Raw genomic sequence first — 17600 nt, 5'->3', positions numbered from 1 at the left:
TGTGTGGAAACGCAAAAGCACTATTTTCGCCGAAAACCTGTCTGCTGCAAAAGGCAGAGCAGGAGCAGGGTCGCACAGGAATAATCAAGAGTGATCAAAATTTCGATTGACGCGATGGGCGGTGATTTTGGCCCTGAAGTGGTCATCCCCGGCGCAGCGAAGGCGCTTGAGCGTCATCCTGACATCCGCTTCATATTCTTCGGTCTCCCCGCGCAGGTGGAGCCGGTGCTGGCACGCTATCCGAAGCTGAAGGCCGCATCGGAGTTCCGCGCGAGCGAGGTTGCCATCAGCATGGACGACAAGCCAAGCCAGGCCCTGCGCGCCGGTCGTGGCAAATCGTCCATGTGGCAGGCCATTGAGGCCGTAAAGACCGGCGACGCCCAGGCATGTATCTCCGCCGGCAATACCGGCGCGCTTATGGCCATGTCCAAGTTTTGCCTGCGTATGATGTCGGATGTCGAGCGTCCGGCGATTGCGGGCATCTGGCCAACGCTGCGCGGTGAAAGCATCGTCCTCGATATAGGCGCCACCATTGGCGCCGATGCGCGCCAGCTCGTCGACTATGCCGTCATGGGCGCGGGTATGGCGCGTGCCCTGTTCGAGGTGCGCAAGCCGACCGTCGGGCTTCTCAATGTCGGCACGGAAGAGGTCAAGGGCCTCGACGAGATCAAGGAAGCAGGCCAGATTCTGCGCGATACGCCGCTTGAAGGACTTGCCTATTCCGGTTTTGTTGAAGGCAACGACATCGGCAAGGGTACGGTGGATGTGGTCGTGACCGAAGGTTTCACCGGAAATATCGCGCTCAAGGCCGCGGAAGGCACGGCCCGCCAGATGGCGGAGCTGCTGCGTCAGGCCATGAGCCGCACGCTGCTTGCCAAGATTGGCTACGTTTTCGCCAAGGGCGCGTTCGACCGCCTGCGCGAGAAAATGGACCCGAACAAGGTCAATGGCGGCGTTTTCCTTGGCTTGAGCGGAATTGTTATCAAAAGTCATGGCAGCGCGAATGCCGAAGGCTTCTGTTCGGCGGTGGAAGTCGGCTATGACATGGTGAGAAATCGCCTTCTGGAAAAGATCGAGGCCGATCTGGCGCATTTCCACCACAGTCATCCGCATGTTTCGAGTGAAGGTGACGAGGCTGCGAAGGCTTGAATTCCGCAACGCCATCCAGGAAGTGCATTTGAAAGACTTGCGGATTGCCGGATATCCTTCGGCGCCGAAGCGGTGAAGTAACTTTTACCGGTTATGTGTAGGGCCAGAATTCTCGACTGCGCGCACGATGTTCGCCGCGCCGGTCGCATGTAAGGACAGGAAATAAGAGATGATAAGATCTGTCGTGCGGGGTATCGGTTCGGCATTGCCGAAGCGGGTCATGAAGAATACCGATTTCGAAGGTATCATCGAAACCTCGGACGAATGGATCGTGCAGCGCACGGGTATCCGTGAACGTCACATTGCGGGCGACGATGAAACCACGGTTTCGCTTGGCACCGCAGCAGCGCGCGCGGCGATCGAGAATGCAGGCTTGCAGCCGACCGATATCGATCTCGTCTTGCTGGCCACCTCCACACCCAACCATACGTTTCCGGCCAGTGCCGTGGAAATCCAGCGCGAGCTTGGAATCACCACCGGTTTTGCATTCGACATGCAGGCCGTGTGCAGCGGCTTCATCTATGCCATCACCACGGCGGACCTCTATATCCGCGGCGGCATGGCGAAGCGCGTTCTGGTCATTGGCGCGGAAACCTTTTCGCGTATTCTCGACTGGAGTGACCGCACGACCTGCGTTCTTTTCGGCGATGGCGCCGGTGCGCTCGTGCTGGAAGCCGCCGAGGGCAATGGCCTGACCTCGGATCGCGGCGTTCTCGCCGCCAACCTGCGTTCGGACGGCAATCACAAGGAAAAGCTCTTTGTCGATGGCGGCCCGTCCACGACGCAGACCGTCGGCCACCTGCGCATGGAAGGCCGCGAAGTCTTCAAGCACGCAGTCGGCATGATCACCGACGTTATCGAGGCCTCGTTCGATGAAACCGGCCTTACTGCCGAGGATATCGACTGGTTCGTCCCGCACCAGGCCAATAAGCGCATTATCGACGCTTCCGCCAAGAAGCTGAATATTGCGGAAAACAAGGTGGTCATCACCGTTGACCGTCATGGCAACACCTCTGCTGCCTCGGTTCCGCTGGCGCTCGCAACCGCTGTTGCGGACGGTCGCATCAAGAAGGGCGACCTCGTTCTTCTGGAGGCAATGGGCGGCGGATTCACCTGGGGCGCGGTTCTGTTGCGTTGGTAAGCGATAAATTTGATCTGCCGTGAGGAAACTCGCTGCTTGACCGTTGCGCTTTTATTTGTGTAACGTCCTGTCACGTAAGGATATTATCTGTTCAAACGCTAACCAGGCAGGTTCGGTCATGGGAGGTAAAACGGTCACGCGAGCTGATCTGGCAGAGGCTGTTTACCGGAAGGTAGGCCTTTCCAGAACGGAGTCGGCGGCTCTTGTCGAGATGATCCTCGACGAAGTCTGTGACGCTATCGTCAACGGCGAAACGGTGAAATTGTCGTCCTTCGCGACATTTCAGGTTCGCGACAAGAACGAGCGCATTGGCCGTAATCCGAAAACAGGCGAGGAAGTTCCAATTCTTCCCCGCCGTGTGATGACTTTCAAAGCTTCTAACGTTCTCAAGCAGCGTATTCTGCAGGAACATCAGAAGCGCGAAGCCAAAAGCCAGAAATAATTCCTGAAATGCTGCCCAACGGGCGGCATTTTTGTTTTTGCGCCATCATCTCAAACTGACATCGGTTCCTTCTGCGCCTGACCCCGGGTCAAGCGCAAAGGGACCGGCTTTTGCCTGATGCAGGTTGCCATTTGCATGGCTAGAGCATTTCCAGCAAAAGTGTGAAACGTCTACGCGGTGAAATCAGTTCACTGGACTGATTTCTTAACCCGCTTCGATGTGTTGGATAATGCGATAAAACAAGTAGTCAGAGCGGTTCCGGCGTTCCTGTTAGAACAGGAACCGCTCTAACTATGCGCCGGTGCCAGCCGCGCTGCCTTCCGTTCTGCGTGAAGGGATGCTTATAAAGCTCTGATATTATATAATGGATTTTGCAGGGCGAATCGCTTTGCTATATTGCAATCTGAAAAATGGCAGGTTTTTCAGAAAGAGTTTGCGTTGAGCGCCGTCCGGTTTTGAATGACGTTGAGCCGTGCCTTTTTGCATGCTGGAGATTGTTAACTCCCCGTCCTTTAAAATCCGATGCTGAAACGCCTTTTGTGTAGCAAGCGCGTTCGCGTTGGCGAGTTGAACTATCTGGATCGGCGAGGTTGCGCCGCGACGGCGAAACCCGAACCTCTGGAAAGGGCAAGTGGAATGGACAAGAGCCCTGATGCGTTCAGGACGATCAGCGAAGTAGCGGAGGACCTCGATCTTCCGCAGCATGTGCTGCGTTTCTGGGAAACACGCTTTACCCAGATCAAGCCAATGAAGCGTGGCGGTGGCCGCCGATATTATCGCCCGCTCGACGTGGAATTGCTGAAGGGCATTCGCCATCTCCTCTATGATCAGGGCTACACCATCAAGGGTGTGCAGCGTCTGCTCCGCGAAAACAATGCGCAGTTCATCATCGCGCTTGGCAATGGCGACGTGCAGGCCATAGAGGCGATCACGCGCCAGAAGCAGGCCGCCGCCGACAAGCGGGCTGCCGAAGAGGCGGCGGATAATGAAATGGCTTTGCCTAGCGGCATCAAGGCGCCGCAACCGGCCCGCAAGCTTTTCGGTCTCCTGAAGGGCGAGGAAGATGGTCCCATTGGCGCTGATGGAAGGCGTCCGTCGAAGGATAATCGCTCGCTGTTGCAGGAGGCATTATTCGACCTGCTCGAATGCAAGCGTCTTCTCGATCAGGTTCGCTGATCGACTCTAACCCATGAAAAAGGGAGGCTTTTGCCTCCCTTTTCTTTTGTAGGCGAACTGGATCAACTGGATGAGAGTTTCAATCCGATGATACCGGCGAGGATCAGCGTCACGCTTGCGACGCGGAAGAAGGTGGCCGCTTCGCCGAGGATGACGATCCCCACCACGAAAGCGCCCACCGCGCCGATACCCGTCCATATTGCATAGGCCGTGCCGAGCGGCAGGCTGCGCATGGCTATCGACAACAGAGCGAAGCTGCCGATCATCGTCACGATGGTGATGACGCTCGGTTTGAGAAGGGAAAACCCTTCCGATTTTTTCATGAAGAAGGCCCAGACAACTTCGAGAATCCCGGCCACGGCCAGATAAATCCATGCCATTTTAATGCTCCCTGATGAGGGTTCTGAACGGGCCGTCCCGTTCGTTGATGAGGGCAGGAAGGTCGTCCTTCCTGCGAAGTCCTTGATCAGTGCGACGGATGCAGTGCATCGTTGAGATACATGCAGGTCAGCATGGTGAAGACATAAGCCTGAATGATCGCCATCAGCAATTCGAGCGCCGTCAGCGCGACGGTCATGGCAAGCGGCAGTACGGCGGTCAATATGCCTAGCGTTCCAAGGCTGCCGAGCCCGATGACGAAGCCGGCAAAGACCTTCAGCGTGATGTGCCCCGCCAGCATGACGGCGAAGAGACGGACTGAATGACTGACCGGGCGCGAGATATAGGACATGATCTCTATCGGCACGATGATCGGTGCGAGCACGACCGGTACGCCCGCAGGCATGAACAGCCGGAAGAACCCGAAGCCGTGGCGCACAAGCCCGTAGATCGTCACTGTCAGAAAGACGAGCATGGCCAGCGCGAAGGTCACGATGATATGGCTGGTCACCGTGAATGCGTAGGGAAACATGCCGATCAGATTGGCGAACAGGATGAACAGAAACAGCGAGAAGACGAGGGGGAAGAAGGTCATGCCTTTCTCACCGGCATTCTCGCGCAATGTCTTCGACACGAATTCGTAGAGAATCTCGGCGGAGGACTGCCAGCGTCCCGGGACCACGCTGCCCCTTTTGGACGAGAGGAACATGAATGCAGCCGCGCTCAGCGCTGTCAGCATCATGAAAAGTGCGGAATTGGTGAAAGCAACCGGCTGTCCGCCGATTTCGCCAAGTTCAACGATGGGCTTGATTGCAAATTGTTCGATCGGTCCTGCCATAGGACTTCCTCCTATGGGGCCGTCCCCGATGCGAACACTGGCGCAGGTCGTCCCGCGCGGCATTTTAAATAGTGATTCTTGCTGGCAGAGGCAAGAGGATTGACGCTTCTGGAAAGCCCAACAGAAACTTGATCACGCATCCCATGTATCAGGGAGCTTTTTCGCGTATTCTACCGTTCTTAACCACAGATTATGCCGGGAGATCGATCCATGACCATCTCAAGACGTAATTTCATTGTTACAGCATCTGCTGCCGGGGCCGGACTGGCCTTGTCGCCGCTGGAGCTTGCCAGGGCAGCAGCCGAAACAGGCGGTTCCAAAGTGCCAAATCCTTCACAGGTAGAAAATCCGGGCTTCCATCGTTTCCAGTTCGGTGATTTCGAAATCACCACCCTTTCCGATGGGCGCAGGGCAGGCGAGGCGCCCGAAAAGACTTATGCGGTGGGACAGGACCCGAAGGCGGTCGCCGCACTTCTCGAGGAAAACCTTCTGCCCGCTGACCGTTTCGTCAACAGTTTCACACCGGTGCTCATCAATACAGGCAAGGAGCTTGTGCTGTTCGACACAGGCATGGGGGCTGGCGCTCGCGAGGCGGGGCTCGGCAGGCTGGCCAGCGCGCTGGAAGCCTCTGGTTACAAGACGGATGATGTCTCGCTGGTCGTGCTGAGCCATTTCCACCCCGATCATATCGGTGGGTTGATGGAAGACGGCAAGCCAGCCTTCGCCAATGCCCGATACGCGGCGGGACAGAAGGAGTTCTATTTCTGGACAGACCCCGCGCGGCTCGACAGTCCCGCGAAGACAGTTGCCGAAATGGTGGCAAAAAACGTCAAGCCTCTGGCCGACAAGATGACGTTTCTGGGGGATGACAGCGAGGTCGTATCCGGCATCCATTCCGTGGCCGCCTACGGCCACACGCCGGGTCACCTTGCTTTCCGGATCGAAACGGGCGGCAAGTCACTCATGCTCATCTCGGACACGGCAAACCATTTCGTCATCACCTTGCAGCGGCCCGAATGGCACGTTTCCTTCGATATCGACAAGGAGGCCGCCGTCCAGACCCGCAAGCGCATGTTCGACATGATCGCGACGGACAGGCTGCCCTTCATCGGCTATCATATGCCGTTTCCCGCCTTGGCCTATCTCAAGCGGGAAGGTGAGGGCTATCGCTACATCGCGGAAACCTATCAGCTCCGTGAGAAATAGTTTCGAGCGATGACCGCTCGTCCAGAGCATTTCCAGCAAAAATGCGAAGCGGTTTTGCGTTGGAAAACGCGGCAAACAAATACTTGGAGCGCTTCCGACGATTCCGTTTAAATCCGAAGCGCTCTAGCGTCCGCCGGCAACATCGATGAATGTGCCGGTGACATAAGCGGGAGCGTCGTTCAACAGCCAGAAAATGGCTTCGGCGACCTCCTCCGCCTTTCCGGCCCGCCCCACCGGCGTACCGGCGCCCAGTCGCGCCGCGCGATCCGGGTTGCCTCCGCTTGCATGAATATCGGTATCGATCAGGCCCGGTCGCACCGCATTGACCCGGATGCCCTTTGGCGCCAGTTCCTTCGACAGGCCGATCGTCAGCGTATCGAGTGCACCTTTCGCTCCGGCATAATCCACATATTCAAAGGGCGACCCGAGACGTGACGCCATGGACGAAACGATGACGATGGAGCTGTCCGGCTGCAAGCGTCGCGCCGCCTCGCGGGCGCACAGATATGTGCCATAAACATTCACGTCGAACATGGTTTTCAGGCGCTCGGCGCTCATGTCCGCAAGCGGCATAGTCTGGGCCACGATGCCGGCGTTCAGGACCACGCCTTTCAGCGGACCAAGCCCCGCTTCGGCCTTGTCGAACATGGCGATCACGTCCTCTTCGCTGGATATGTCGCCCTGGATGGCCAGCGCTTTCGCACCGAGCCTCGCTGCTTCGGCCGCTGTTTGCTGTGCAGCCCGTTCGTTCCCGGCATAATTCAAGGCCACGGACCAACCCTGCGCCGCACTGCGCAGGATAGCAGCGCGACCGATGCCGCGACTTCCACCGGTGACCAGAACGTTCCTCATGCTCTCCTCCATGCCAACCATGGCAGAGGTAATCCGATTTGCACTTTATGTGCAAAGGAAAGATCGTATGAAAATAAAGGTTTGGGGGGAGGAAAGGGTTGAAGCGGAGGGATTCGAACCCACGGCGTTCTACCCGGGACCGCCTCTGGGACGCGCGATCATTTCAATCACGTCATTTTGTTACGCATCCGAAATGAAAAATGCAATCGTTGGAAGGCGTGCTATTGGTTTCCCGCTTGAATGAAACACGGGGGCACCTCACGAGTTTTTCTCTCGTTCCGAATCTTTGTTTTAATTTACAATAGCCTGGCGAAATTCTTCTGCGCTGTTTCGGATACCGGCATTCCGTTATTTCTAAGAAACTCCTCAATGGCGAATTCCGGCGTGTGACCAAGGCCGATTTGGGTATTAGCCATAACCTTGCCATTGGAGCGAACAGCTCCAGCAATATAAATGGTCTTGCCTTCGGATTTCTTGATCGGGTCAAGTTTATAACCGACCCACGCGCCAAATCGTTCTGACGCAAATTCGCTGTACGTCCAATTGCAACGATTATTGTCACGCCTGGCGATCATTGGCCCCCTCCCAATAGTTCCCCAACGCGCTGCAAGTAACCGCAATCTTATAGTGTAGTCAAACTCCTCTTCACTCGTTCTGAACGAATTTCCGTGTTCGGGGATTGGCTCCCCACATTCCCCCTGCCGGGCTAATTACTGGTAGTGGATTTTTCTTTTGAAACAGCGGAGAGTGAGTCGGGGAACTGTGCGGGAATTTTCAGTATTATTCCGGACTTCTGGCGCTCTTTACGGGACCTGGATTCCGTTTCGTTCCCTTCAATGCCATTGCAGTCCCGATTGAAAGGAATTGCAAGGCATTAAATTTTAAGGGGAAAAATGGTCGGAGCGGCGGGATTCGAACCCACGACCCCTTGACCCCCAGTCAAGTGCGCTACCGGGCTGCGCTACGCTCCGAGCCGGGGAAAGCCGTAGAATATAACGACTTGGTGCGCAAGGGATAATTTCTCGAAACTGTTAAATTGCACACGGACTTTGCGTCATGCGCGATATCGCAAACGTTGCTCCAATCCGGCAGCGGCGCATTGTGTCGAAATTGTGAAGAAATTGTGACAATCTGTCACCTTCGATAGCAGCTATGCCTCTCCTAATAAATTGGGGGAAGGAGGGTATCGTCGGATGAGAATCAGTCACCTTTTCAAGACGCTTGATTTCTGGCGGGCGCATCTGGCGGTCAATCGCGAGCCGGTCTGGGAGAATATATTGCCGTTGTTCTTCTTTCATCGCGACGGGGTGCTGGCGATCCAGAGATTGGCGCGCGAGTGGACCCGGCTTTACGGCCTTCGGCGGGTCGACGTGTTTCGGGGAAATGTCGTCCGTGAGAAATGGTCGAACCGCCGTATTGGTGAGCTTCTCGATCAGATGCAGAAAGTCAGCGATGCCCGATCAGCACAAAAGCAAGTGCGGACAGAGGAAGCGCCCCGTTATGTCGACGGGTGTCTGGTTGTGGTCCGCACGCAGGACACGGACATCCTGATTGACGGTCGTCGCCGGGCGAATGTCTGGTGTAACATGCCGGGCCAATATGCGGTCTGGGTAATCGAAGTAGAACCGCGTCCGTCCCGTCTCTCTAAGCTTATGGGCGGCGGCGAATTCCAGGCATCTCGCTTATAGGCGCGCTGCAGGTCTCAGCTTCGAAATCAGGAGCGCGGCGCGAACAGAATGATGCATGTACCGGCGAAGGCCGTGCATGCGCCGACGACATCCCAGCGATCGGGGCGGGCGCCCTCTGCGAACCAGATCCAAAGGATCGACGCGATGATATAGATGCCGCCATAAGCCGCGTAGGCGCGACCGGCGACATTGCTTTCAATCAGTGTCAGCAGATAGGCGAACAATGCGAGGCACACCATGCCGGGCGCCAGCCAGAGCGGTGACTTGTCGAGTTTCAACCATGCCCAGAAGGCGAAGCATCCGGCAATTTCAAAGAGGGCTGCGGCGGCGTATATCGCGAATTGCAAGGTTCTGCTCTCCTGAGCCTTCTTTGAGTTTGAGTGAAAGCTGATACTTGTATTCCAGCCCCGCACAACCCCAGATTATTCCGAAAAGCAGATAAAAATGACGCCAGTGATCGGTATCGATGACATTGCCGATCAGGACATGCCCGAGATAGGTTGCATAGGCCACCAATAGAAATGGCTGCCAGGGGCGATTGCGAAACAGCAGCTTGAAGCCGATCGCGAGTGTCAGAAATGTCAGTGTCAGAAAAGCCATGAAGCCGATCCAGCCATAGTCGAGCACGGCCTTGAGCCAGATATTGTGGGTGTCTTCGCCGAACATCGGCCCGAATTCCAGCGGCCCGATACCCAGAGGACGCTGCGTGGCCAGAACCATTCCAAGCCAATGCCGCGCGAAACGTCCAAGCCTTGCGCTGTCGTAGCTTTGTTCAAGACGTGCGCGCTCGCGAAAGAACTCGCCGACGCCGGGGATCTGCAGGATAATCAGGATCGCGAGAATGATGACCACAACGGCAAGGAGACCGATTGCGATCAGGCGAAGGCGGAAGCGATTGCTGTTGGTCTGTAGAAACAGCACCCCAAACAATACGACGAAAGACAGGGGGACCATCGCCCATGCCGCGCGCGAAAAGGACACCAGTACGCCAAGCGTGAGCAGGCAGCAGAGCGGCAGATAGACAGCCACATCGCGCAGGCTCCCGCGCATGATGCGATAAAGCGTCCAGGTCAGCGGCAATATCAGGAAGGGCCCATAGACATTGGGGTCCTGAAAAGCGCCTTGCGCGCGTCCATAACGCGTGAAGTTTTCCGCTCCCGGGAAAAGACCGAAATAACCTGCAATGCCGAGGAGGGACGAGAGCATGCCGACGAGAAGATAGGCGTTGAAGATGGTTCGCAGGCGCCGGTAGTCTGCTTCGATCACCGCCGCGAAGAATACCGATGTAAAAGCCAGAAACAGCGAAACGGCAATATAGAGCGGGGCTTTCTTGACGTCAGCCATCTGCATGACCGAGATCATGCCGCCGAAATTGAACACCGCGAGGATCGCCAGCAGCATCAGGCTGGTTCGCGTCAACCGCAGGCCGAACAGCAATGCCAGCGCGATAAGGCCAACCATGTAGAGTTCATACGGCGCAGGCTCGCTCATCACAAAGCCGAGCAGAAAGACGCCGAGGCCGATTGCGCTGTTGGCGATGAGGCGGTTGAGCGCGCGCTTGCGCGCCGCATCCGCCGGCAGCGTCAAAGCTGGACGCGGATTTCCGTCAAGCCTTTGCGCAACGCTGGTCAATAGGCGTTTTCCGTATTGAGGAGCCGTATCGGCGTCAGGAACAGAATCTTGAGATCAAGCCAGAGCGACCAGTTTTCGATGTAGTAGAGATCGAATTCCGTCCGCATACGGATCTTGTTTTCATTGTCGATTTCGCCGCGCCAGCCGTTGATCTGCGCCCACCCGGTGACGCCGGGCTTCACGCGGTGCCGTGCGAAATAGCCGTCGACCACTTCGTTATAGAGTACATTATGCGAATGGGCTGCGACCGCATGCGGGCGTGGGCCTACGAGAGACAGGGAGCCTGCCAGAACATTGAAGAACTGCGGCAGCTCGTCGATGGAAGCCTTGCGAATGAAACGCCCGACACGCGTGACGCGAGGGTCGTTTTTGGTAACGGCCTGCTTCGCAGAAGGGTCGCACATCTCGGTGTACATCGACCGGAACTTCCAGACATTGATGATTTCGTTGTTGAAGCCATGCCGCTTCTGCTTGAAGATCACAGGACCCTTGCTGTCCAGCTTGATGGCAATCGCCGTGCCGATCATGATGGGCGAAAGCAGAACGATGCCCAGAATGCTGAACACGACATCGAAGACGCGTTTGGCGACGGAGTCCCAATCGTTGATCGGCTTGTCGAAAATATCCAGCATTGGCACCGCGCCCACATAGGAATAGGCACGCGGGCGGAAACGCAGGTGATTGTTGAGGGCTGAAAGGCGAATATCGACAGGCAGGACCCAGAGCTTTTTCAACAGGGCCAGCACGCGGGCTTCGGCGCTGATCGGCAGCGACACGATCAGCATGTCGATACGGGCAATGCGGGCGAACTCGATCAATTCATTGATATTGCCGAGTTTGGGATAACCCGCGACGATGGGCGGCGAGCGCTTGTCATCGCGATCGTCGAAAATTCCGCAAATGCGGATATCGTTGTCGGGCTGCTGTTCCAGTGATCGAATGAGCAGTTCTGCATTGGGCCCCCCGCCAACGATGACGGCGCGGCGTTCCATCGTGCCGTTTCGTGCCCAGCGCTTGATTTTCCAGGCGATGAAGAGACGCGAGAGCACGAGTAGAACACAGGCGCTGAGCGCCCAGTAAAGGAACCAGCCGCGCGAGAAATCGGAGGAGGACTTCATCAGGAAGCCGGCGATGGCCAGCGTTCCCAGTACGGCAGCCCAGCTGATGAACAGCCGCCGCAGATAACGGCCTGGACTGCGCAGCACGTTGATCTGATAGCCGTCGTTGATCTCCATCATCAGGACGAAAAGCGCGCCCCCCGCGATGATTGTGAGTGGGTAATAGAAGATGAGATGCGTACCGAGGCCGACATAAAGCAGAAAGCTCGCAATGCCGGACAGGAAGACAAGCCCGAACTCCACCATGCGCATGACGCCGCTCAACATCAGCGGCGAAAATGTTTCGCGCTGATATTGCTCTGCCATCTGGCGCGCAAGGGGGCCGAGTTTCACGGGACCGTGTGTCCCGGCATCCTGCTTGCTGCTGGCTTCCATGGCTTTTCGGCCAAAAGGAGAAAGCGCATCATTATCTCGCACAACATTGCCCCTGATCATAAAATGACGCGTAGTGATTAGCCCCAAAGTCCTAAGCAGAATATAAACGTCGCCGGACAAGCTTATGGCTTAGGTAAACACTCGATTAAATACATGACTGAAAGCCGTTACTGTTAGCAACGGCTAAAATAAAAAGATTTCTGCCCGCACTGTTACAGCATTGGCAGCCGCTGCTGGTATGCGCCAGTTGTCGCAACCCAAGCAGCCGCAAGGCTTGCCTTGTCGGATTATATTGCCTAGGACGGTGATATGGAACCGTTGGAAGATAAAGCAGCAAGCGGCATTTTGCCGTCGAACTGTTCGGCGCATATTGCCGTCAACAGGCAGGCTCTCTTCCCACTCCTGATCGGCACCAGATCGGACGATGTCATGGGGTTGCTGCGCGCCTGACCGCACAGCGACCCAAAATCCTGATGAGAGCAATTCACGCTGCGACCTTTGAAGGTCGTATTAACTGTTTGTTTTGATGCGGTTTTGTCCGAGCCCTTAGCGGCATTCGACAAGGCGCGCTAGGGTTGATCATGACTATCTGGGCCGAACTGGCGAGAGCGGGCAATCATGCCGGCGATGAAATTCTGTTGCGAAAACGCGATCACATCTATGAAATCCGTTATAACGGCCTGGAATTGATGTCGAACGTCAACTTTCAGTCCGAGACCGTATTGGCAGAGAGGTCGCTTCGCCTGCACGGACGGGCGGTGTCACACATGCTGATCGGGGGGCTCGGCATGGGCTTCACGCTTCGGGCCGCGCTTGACTTGCTTGGACCCGACGCCAGGGTGACGGTGTGCGAGCTTGTTCCAGAGATCGTGGATTGGAACCGGACCCATATCGGCCATCTTGCCGATCATCCGCTGAACGATCCGCGGGTCGATGTCCGGGTTGCCGACGTGATGGATGTCCTTCGCGCTGAGCAGGACCGGTATGATGCCATACTGATGGATACGGATAATGGACCGGATTTTACCGTCCGCGCCGCCAACGGAGTCATCTACGAGGACGATGGGCTCAGGGTGGTGAAACGGGCATTGAAGCCGAACGGCGTCGCCGCGTTCTGGTCCGCAACCATATCCGACCCGTTTGAAGACAAGCTGGACATGCTGCCCTGGCAATGGCAACGCGAGGATATATCGTTGATCGGCGGGCGTGCCGACGCCTTCCACTATATCTATTTTGCGGCGCGGGGCGGATTTCGGTCACAGGTGGACAGAGCTGTGTCCGCCTCCGAACCCTTCGCCGCGATGGTTGGGTGAGGGGTATCCGTCAATCTTCCGGCACTGTCCGGTCGGGATGTGCCTCGTAATAGATCGTCTCGATCGAGTGGGCCATGGTTTGCAGGCTGAAACGCTCATGCAACCGCGCCGCGTCCGGCATCGCGGCGCGAAACGCTGCGGGATCATCCGCAACGCCCAGCATCTTATGCGCAAGCGCCTCCTCCTCCGGCTCCACCAGTGCGGGGGAGCGAGGCCCAAACACTTCGGGAATGCCGCCAACATTGCTGGCGATGACGGACTTTCCGGCAGCGAGCGCCTCCAGAACGATATAGGGAAACGCTTCGGCGCGTGACGGAACCACCATTATACGCCCCAGGGCAAAGGCCTCGCGCGCAGCCATGCCGGGCAGAAAGCGGATTTGCCCGGAAAGGCCTAGTTCTTCGGCAAGGGCGATGAAGCCGGGCTTTTCCGCGCCGTCTCCCACCATGGTCGCGGTGAGGGCGCGCTGGTTCCGGTCGCGCAGGCGGGCAAGGGCGCGGATCATGACGTCCGGTCCCTTCAGTTCGCGCATCGTGCCCACGAACAGAAAATCGCTGGCACCGGCTGCGTCGGCGATGGGTATGAATTCATCTTCGGCCAGGCCGTTATAGATGACGGCATGAAGGCCATAGGGCCTCCCTACCTTTTCTTCGTAAATACGCTTTTCGAAGTTCGAGACGAACATCACCGCATCGGTCAGAGGGGCCAGCAACCTCTCGATCAGAAAGACGGCGCCGCCGCGGCGCGTCTTTCTGTCAAAATGCAGGCTTCCGCCATGCGGTGAATAGATACGGGCTACGCGAGACCTTAATACCCGTAAGACTGAGCCGAACAAACGCGCATAGACGCCGCCCTTGGCGCCATGTCCGTGCAATATGTCCGGCTGCAATTTCTTGATGATGCGATATGTTTTGTAGGCTGCCGCTGCATCGCCCAGTCCGACACGGCGCTGCATGGCAATGCGGTGAAGGCCGAGCGCGAGCTTTGGCCGCAATTCCTCCATAAGCGCGTCTTCGCGCGGACCGCCGGTCGTTGCGTCGCAGACAATGCCGACCGCGTGGCCTTTTTCCGCCTGCAGGCCCACCAGATCGCGGACGTGGCGGAAGAGCCCGCCGGTCGGTTCGCGGAAGCAGTGGAGGATGCGCAGCGGGGAGGCATTGGTATCATCAGCCATCAATCGCCATCAGAATAGACGTTCGCGCACATAGATCGTGTCGCCCGGCAGGATGGGATCGGAAATCAGCACGCGGCCCGTCAGGACCTTGCCGTTGAACTGGCGCGTGATATCGACATTCTCCTGATTGGCGCGCGGGCTGAAACCGCCCGCTGCGGCGATCGCTTTTTGCGCGGTCATACCCGGAACATAGGAATACTGGCCGGCAGCACCCACTTCGCCCATCACGAAAATCGGACGATAGCGGTCGATTTCAGCGCTGACGTCAGGGTCGCGCAGATAGCCGCCCCGCAGCTTGGATGCGATGACGCCCTCCAGCTGTTTGGATGTCTTGCCGCGTGCCGGAATGCTGCCCACGAGCGGGAAAGCGATATAGCCAGCCTGATCGACGCTATAGGTATTGGTAAGGCTCGGCTGCTCGAAAACCGTGATACGCACCCGGTCGCCGGCATCCAGCATATAGGGCTGGTTCAGCGCCTCGTGGAAAGCGGGCGGGGCAGGGCGATAGCTGGAGCAGGCAGAAAGCGTCATGGCGGCAAGGCCGAGTGCCACGAGCAGAGTGTGGCCTTTGCGCTTGTTCTGAATTGTCTTCGCCGTCATTTTCCGCCTCGGTTCTTCCGAAAAGCAATATTTCTCAACGCACGCAATCGACGCGGTACCGACAGCGCGATTACGAATATCGGTTGCAAGCGTTATCGATTGATTAGGGTTAATGGCTGGTAAAGAAGACAGGGTCCGGTGCAAAATCTTTATGCTTCGTCACGGTGGCGAACTTACCCTGCTTAACCCTCTGGTTACCTTGTTCCTTTACCTTCCGCCCAGATTCGGGGGTGTTTCATCCCACGCGGGCGAGAGCGATCACGCGCGCAAGCGCACTCGCGAAGTCCATGGAGAATGGGGAATGGCAGAAGTCGATCCGTTATCAAGGGACGCAGATATTGATATCGGTGCGCTGTTCTCCAGCCTGCGCCGTCACTGGCTGTTCATTGTGGGCGGCGCGCTTCTCATGGCGGCGCTTGCCTGGGCCATTTGCCTTCTCCTGACACCGGATTACCGCGCCGAAGCACGCCTCATGATCGAGGCCCGTGAATCCATCTATACCCGCCCCAACGGCGAGACTTCTGCCGAGCGTCCGCTTTTCGATGCCGAAGGGGTGAAGAGCCAGGTCGAGGTGTTCTCCTCCGGCGATCTTCTCAAGAAAGTTTCCGACGAGCTCAAGTTGACCAGCAATGAAGCCTTCACGACAACGGAAGTGAAGCCCTGGACCCGCGTTCTCATCATGCTTGGCATGCGGACCGATCCGGAGCGCCTGACCCCGGAAGAGCGCGTCTTGCAGAAACTGCGCAAGAACATGCAGGTTTTTGCCGTTACTGCTTCGCGCGTCATCGTGGTGCAATATACGTCGGCGAACCCGGAAACGGCAAAGAATGTCGCCAACGCGCTGGCCGATCAGTACATCCTGTTTCAACAGGCCGCGAAGCTTGAATCGAACGACGATGCGACCGGTTGGCTTGCCCCTGAAATTGACGACCTGCGCAACCGTGTCCGCGACGCGGAAAGGAAGGTTGCGGATTACCGTGCTTCGCGCGGGCTTCTGACCGGGCAGAGCAACAGCACCATCGCGACACAGCAGCTTTCTGAAGTCTCGACCGAACTCACCCGGGTTCGCACCAACCGCGCTTCTGCGGAAGCCAAGGCGGAAAGCATTCGCAAGGCGCTCGCCTCCGGTGCGCCCATCGACACGCTGCCGGATGTGTTGGCTTCCGGAATGATGCAGCGTCTTGCCGAAAGGCGCATCCAGCTCAATGCCCAGATTGCCGATCTTTCGACGACACTTCTCGATGGCCATCCGCGTATCAAGGCGCTGCGTTCGCAGCTCGCCGATCTCGACCAGCAGATCAGGAACGAAGGCCGCAAGCTCGTTGCCAGCCTCGACAATGAAGTCTCCGCAGCAAAGCTTCGCGAGGACGAACTCAATCGCGAACTGAACCGGGTGAAGGCACAGGCGGCACAGGCTGGCGATCAGGAAGTCGAGTTGCGCGCATTGGAGCGCGAAGCGGCGGCACAGCGCCAGCTTCTTGAAACCTATCTGACGCGCTATCGCGAAGCCGCGTCCCGTACCGACCGCAACTATGTGCCGGTCGATGCCCGCGTCTTTTCTTCGGCGGAAACCCCGGCGGTTCCCTATTATCCGATGATATTGCCGATCGTCGGTTCGACTTTCGTGGCGGGCCTGCTGCTGCTGTCTATTTTCGTTCTGCTGCGTGAATTGTTCAGCGGTCGGGCCTTCGTGACGACCGGTGGCCAGAGGGCTGCCGCAGTGGAGGAAATCGAGATGCCGGTTATTGCCGCTGCCGCCGAAGCTGCTGCTGTGCCGCCATCGAGAGCCGAAGGCGGCGATGCAGTTTCGAATGAAACAATTGTGGCACCGCGCCGTTCATGGAATATGCCGTTTGCGGTGAGGCCACCGGTTTCGGATGCACGGAAAACCGTGGAGGAGTTTCCCATGATCAGGCGGGACAAGACCAGCCAGCGCGAAACGCGCCAGCATAATCCCAATGGTGTGGAAGCTGTCGCCGATCTGCTTGCCAGCGGTAAGGAGAAGCGCATCGTGGTTGTTTCTCCCGAAGGTGACAAGGCATCGGCGGGGACGGTGCGTCTGTTGCGTGAATTCGCGGATCGCGGCAAGCGGGCGATTCTCGTGGATATGACTGCTCAGGGAATTGTAGGTCTGGCCATGCTGGACGGTACGCATCTGCCCGGCATTACCGAGCTTTTGTCCGGCGAGCGGCGTTTCAACGAGGTCATCCACAGCGACCGGTTCTCACAGGCTCACGTTGTGCCGCTAGGGGAGGCGGATCCCGAAATCGCCATGCGCTCCGCCGATCGCCTGCCGCTCATTCTCGACGCGCTGGAAACGGTCTATGATTTTGTCGTCGTAGAGTGCGGTCCGTCGTCTTCGGAACAGATCGGGCGCATTGCGGATGGACCCGCTTCCGTGGTGATGAGCATTGTCGATCCGGACGACAAGGGCGTCGCGCTCGCCGCGCTCGACCTCGACCAAGGTGGTTATGAAGACGTCGTCATTTTGATGGACGAACCGGCCTGATTGCCGGAA

At 57.4% G+C, this 17600-nt stretch carries 18 protein-coding genes and 1 tRNA gene; 9 read left to right on the top strand and 10 right to left on the bottom strand.

Annotation, left to right across the window (positions count from 1 at the left end; translation table 11 throughout):
- Positions 1-90 precede the first annotated feature (90 nt).
- The 4 genes from plsX to JNC63_RS05745 all read left to right on the top strand — a co-directional run bounded on the left by plsX (position 91) and on the right by JNC63_RS05745 (position 3908).
- The gene (gene plsX / locus JNC63_RS05760; RefSeq protein WP_006466495.1) at positions 91-1149 is read left to right on the top strand and encodes a phosphate acyltransferase PlsX; all 1059 of its coding nucleotides are present in this window, start codon (positions 91-93) and stop codon (positions 1147-1149) included.
- A 169-nt stretch (positions 1150-1318) separates the two neighbouring features.
- Positions 1319-2290, top strand: coding sequence for a beta-ketoacyl-ACP synthase III (locus JNC63_RS05755; protein ID WP_025091374.1), 972 nt, complete (start codon positions 1319-1321; stop codon positions 2288-2290).
- Positions 2291-2408: 118 nt separating this feature from the next.
- Entirely contained in the window at positions 2409-2732 is a 324-nt protein-coding gene (locus tag JNC63_RS05750; RefSeq protein WP_006472791.1) for an integration host factor subunit alpha, read from the top strand.
- A 636-nt stretch (positions 2733-3368) separates the two neighbouring features.
- On the top strand, positions 3369-3908 hold the full coding sequence (locus JNC63_RS05745) for a MerR family transcriptional regulator (protein WP_021587780.1): 540 nt from the start codon (positions 3369-3371) through the stop codon (positions 3906-3908).
- A gap of 62 nt (positions 3909-3970) precedes the next feature.
- Here JNC63_RS05745 and sugE read toward each other — a convergent pair whose 3' ends face one another.
- Both sugE and JNC63_RS05735 read right to left on the bottom strand, forming a co-directional pair.
- Positions 3971-4288 carry a quaternary ammonium compound efflux SMR transporter SugE gene (gene sugE, locus JNC63_RS05740; RefSeq protein WP_006466500.1) on the bottom strand — a complete coding sequence of 106 codons (318 nt, stop codon included), beginning with the start codon at positions 4286-4288 and terminating at the stop codon, positions 3971-3973.
- Between the two features lie 86 nt (positions 4289-4374).
- The gene (locus tag JNC63_RS05735) at positions 4375-5124 is read right to left on the bottom strand and encodes a F0F1 ATP synthase subunit A (RefSeq protein ID WP_025091375.1); all 750 of its coding nucleotides are present in this window, start codon (positions 5122-5124) and stop codon (positions 4375-4377) included.
- A gap of 210 nt (positions 5125-5334) precedes the next feature.
- Between JNC63_RS05735 and JNC63_RS05730 the strand changes: the two genes are divergently transcribed.
- A complete protein-coding gene (locus JNC63_RS05730; RefSeq protein WP_039852505.1) occupies positions 5335-6330 on the top strand; it encodes an MBL fold metallo-hydrolase in 996 nt (331 codons plus the stop codon).
- Positions 6331-6453: 123 nt separating this feature from the next.
- Here the strand turns inward: JNC63_RS05730 and JNC63_RS05725 are convergent, their stop codons facing one another.
- The 3 genes from JNC63_RS05725 to JNC63_RS05715 all read right to left on the bottom strand — a co-directional run bounded on the left by JNC63_RS05725 (position 6454) and on the right by JNC63_RS05715 (position 8153).
- A complete protein-coding gene (locus tag JNC63_RS05725) occupies positions 6454-7182 on the bottom strand; it encodes an SDR family oxidoreductase (RefSeq protein WP_025091377.1) in 729 nt (242 codons plus the stop codon).
- Between the two features lie 296 nt (positions 7183-7478).
- The gene (locus JNC63_RS05720) at positions 7479-7757 is read right to left on the bottom strand and encodes a hypothetical protein (protein WP_006466504.1); all 279 of its coding nucleotides are present in this window, start codon (positions 7755-7757) and stop codon (positions 7479-7481) included.
- A gap of 319 nt (positions 7758-8076) precedes the next feature.
- Positions 8077-8153: transfer RNA gene (locus JNC63_RS05715), tRNA-Pro, on the bottom strand.
- A gap of 222 nt (positions 8154-8375) precedes the next feature.
- Here JNC63_RS05715 and JNC63_RS05710 point away from each other — a divergent pair.
- Positions 8376-8870, top strand: coding sequence for a hypothetical protein (locus JNC63_RS05710; RefSeq protein ID WP_025091378.1), 495 nt, complete (start codon positions 8376-8378; stop codon positions 8868-8870).
- A gap of 26 nt (positions 8871-8896) precedes the next feature.
- Here JNC63_RS05710 and JNC63_RS05705 read toward each other — a convergent pair whose 3' ends face one another.
- Genes JNC63_RS05705 through JNC63_RS05695 form a run of 3 tightly spaced genes read right to left on the bottom strand, consistent with a single transcriptional unit; the run spans position 8897 to position 12055 of the window.
- Positions 8897-9217 carry a YnfA family protein gene (locus JNC63_RS05705; protein WP_006466505.1) on the bottom strand — a complete coding sequence of 107 codons (321 nt, stop codon included), beginning with the start codon at positions 9215-9217 and terminating at the stop codon, positions 8897-8899.
- Complete coding sequence (locus JNC63_RS05700) at positions 9180-10502, bottom strand: O-antigen ligase family protein (RefSeq protein ID WP_006466506.1); 1323 nt, start codon at positions 10500-10502, stop codon at positions 9180-9182. Before JNC63_RS05700 ends, JNC63_RS05705 begins: the two co-directional genes overlap by 38 nt.
- Positions 10499-12055, bottom strand: coding sequence for an undecaprenyl-phosphate glucose phosphotransferase (locus tag JNC63_RS05695; protein WP_152848912.1), 1557 nt, complete (start codon positions 12053-12055; stop codon positions 10499-10501). The genes JNC63_RS05700 and JNC63_RS05695 overlap by 4 nt, the downstream gene beginning before the upstream one ends.
- 249 nt (positions 12056-12304) lie before the next feature.
- Between JNC63_RS05695 and JNC63_RS05690 the strand changes: the two genes are divergently transcribed.
- Positions 12305-12445, top strand: coding sequence for a hypothetical protein (locus JNC63_RS05690; protein ID WP_021587771.1), 141 nt, complete (start codon positions 12305-12307; stop codon positions 12443-12445).
- A gap of 131 nt (positions 12446-12576) precedes the next feature.
- Complete coding sequence (locus JNC63_RS05685; RefSeq protein WP_025091381.1) at positions 12577-13308, top strand: spermidine synthase; 732 nt, start codon at positions 12577-12579, stop codon at positions 13306-13308.
- A 10-nt stretch (positions 13309-13318) separates the two neighbouring features.
- Here JNC63_RS05685 and JNC63_RS05680 read toward each other — a convergent pair whose 3' ends face one another.
- Both JNC63_RS05680 and JNC63_RS05675 read right to left on the bottom strand, forming a co-directional pair.
- On the bottom strand, positions 13319-14482 hold the full coding sequence (locus JNC63_RS05680) for a glycosyltransferase family 4 protein (RefSeq protein WP_025091382.1): 1164 nt from the start codon (positions 14480-14482) through the stop codon (positions 13319-13321).
- 9 nt (positions 14483-14491) lie between these two features.
- A complete protein-coding gene (locus JNC63_RS05675; protein WP_025091383.1) occupies positions 14492-15082 on the bottom strand; it encodes a polysaccharide biosynthesis/export family protein in 591 nt (196 codons plus the stop codon).
- 301 nt (positions 15083-15383) lie between these two features.
- On the opposite strand from JNC63_RS05675, the gene JNC63_RS05670 reads away from it, so the two are divergent.
- Positions 15384-17591, top strand: coding sequence for a GumC family protein (locus JNC63_RS05670; RefSeq protein ID WP_025091384.1), 2208 nt, complete (start codon positions 15384-15386; stop codon positions 17589-17591).
- Positions 17592-17600: the final 9 nt, after the last annotated feature.

Source organism: Brucella ciceri, from assembly GCF_041930145.1.
Lineage (GTDB): Bacteria > Pseudomonadota > Alphaproteobacteria > Rhizobiales > Rhizobiaceae > Brucella > Brucella intermedia.
Note: the sequence above shows the minus strand (reverse complement) of the source record. Positions and strands in the feature narration are given on the sequence as shown.

Coding starts and splice junctions, on each gene's coding strand:
- JNC63_RS05670 (WP_025091384.1), top strand. CDS start 15,384: ATGGCAGAAGTCGATCCGTTATCAAGGGACGCAGATATTGATATCGGT.
- JNC63_RS05675 (WP_025091383.1), bottom strand. CDS start 15,082: ATGACGGCGAAGACAATTCAGAACAAGCGCAAAGGCCACACTCTGCTC.
- sugE (WP_006466500.1), bottom strand. CDS start 4,288: ATGGCATGGATTTATCTGGCCGTGGCCGGGATTCTCGAAGTTGTCTGG.
- JNC63_RS05755 (WP_025091374.1), top strand. CDS start 1,319: ATGATAAGATCTGTCGTGCGGGGTATCGGTTCGGCATTGCCGAAGCGG.
- JNC63_RS05685 (WP_025091381.1), top strand. CDS start 12,577: ATGACTATCTGGGCCGAACTGGCGAGAGCGGGCAATCATGCCGGCGAT.
- JNC63_RS05730 (WP_039852505.1), top strand. CDS start 5,335: ATGACCATCTCAAGACGTAATTTCATTGTTACAGCATCTGCTGCCGGG.
- JNC63_RS05750 (WP_006472791.1), top strand. CDS start 2,409: ATGGGAGGTAAAACGGTCACGCGAGCTGATCTGGCAGAGGCTGTTTAC.
- JNC63_RS05710 (WP_025091378.1), top strand. CDS start 8,376: ATGAGAATCAGTCACCTTTTCAAGACGCTTGATTTCTGGCGGGCGCAT.
- JNC63_RS05695 (WP_152848912.1), bottom strand. CDS start 12,055: ATGATCAGGGGCAATGTTGTGCGAGATAATGATGCGCTTTCTCCTTTT.
- JNC63_RS05725 (WP_025091377.1), bottom strand. CDS start 7,182: ATGAGGAACGTTCTGGTCACCGGTGGAAGTCGCGGCATCGGTCGCGCT.
- JNC63_RS05690 (WP_021587771.1), top strand. CDS start 12,305: ATGGAACCGTTGGAAGATAAAGCAGCAAGCGGCATTTTGCCGTCGAAC.
- JNC63_RS05745 (WP_021587780.1), top strand. CDS start 3,369: ATGGACAAGAGCCCTGATGCGTTCAGGACGATCAGCGAAGTAGCGGAG.
- JNC63_RS05720 (WP_006466504.1), bottom strand. CDS start 7,757: ATGATCGCCAGGCGTGACAATAATCGTTGCAATTGGACGTACAGCGAA.
- JNC63_RS05680 (WP_025091382.1), bottom strand. CDS start 14,482: ATGGCTGATGATACCAATGCCTCCCCGCTGCGCATCCTCCACTGCTTC.
- JNC63_RS05735 (WP_025091375.1), bottom strand. CDS start 5,124: ATGGCAGGACCGATCGAACAATTTGCAATCAAGCCCATCGTTGAACTT.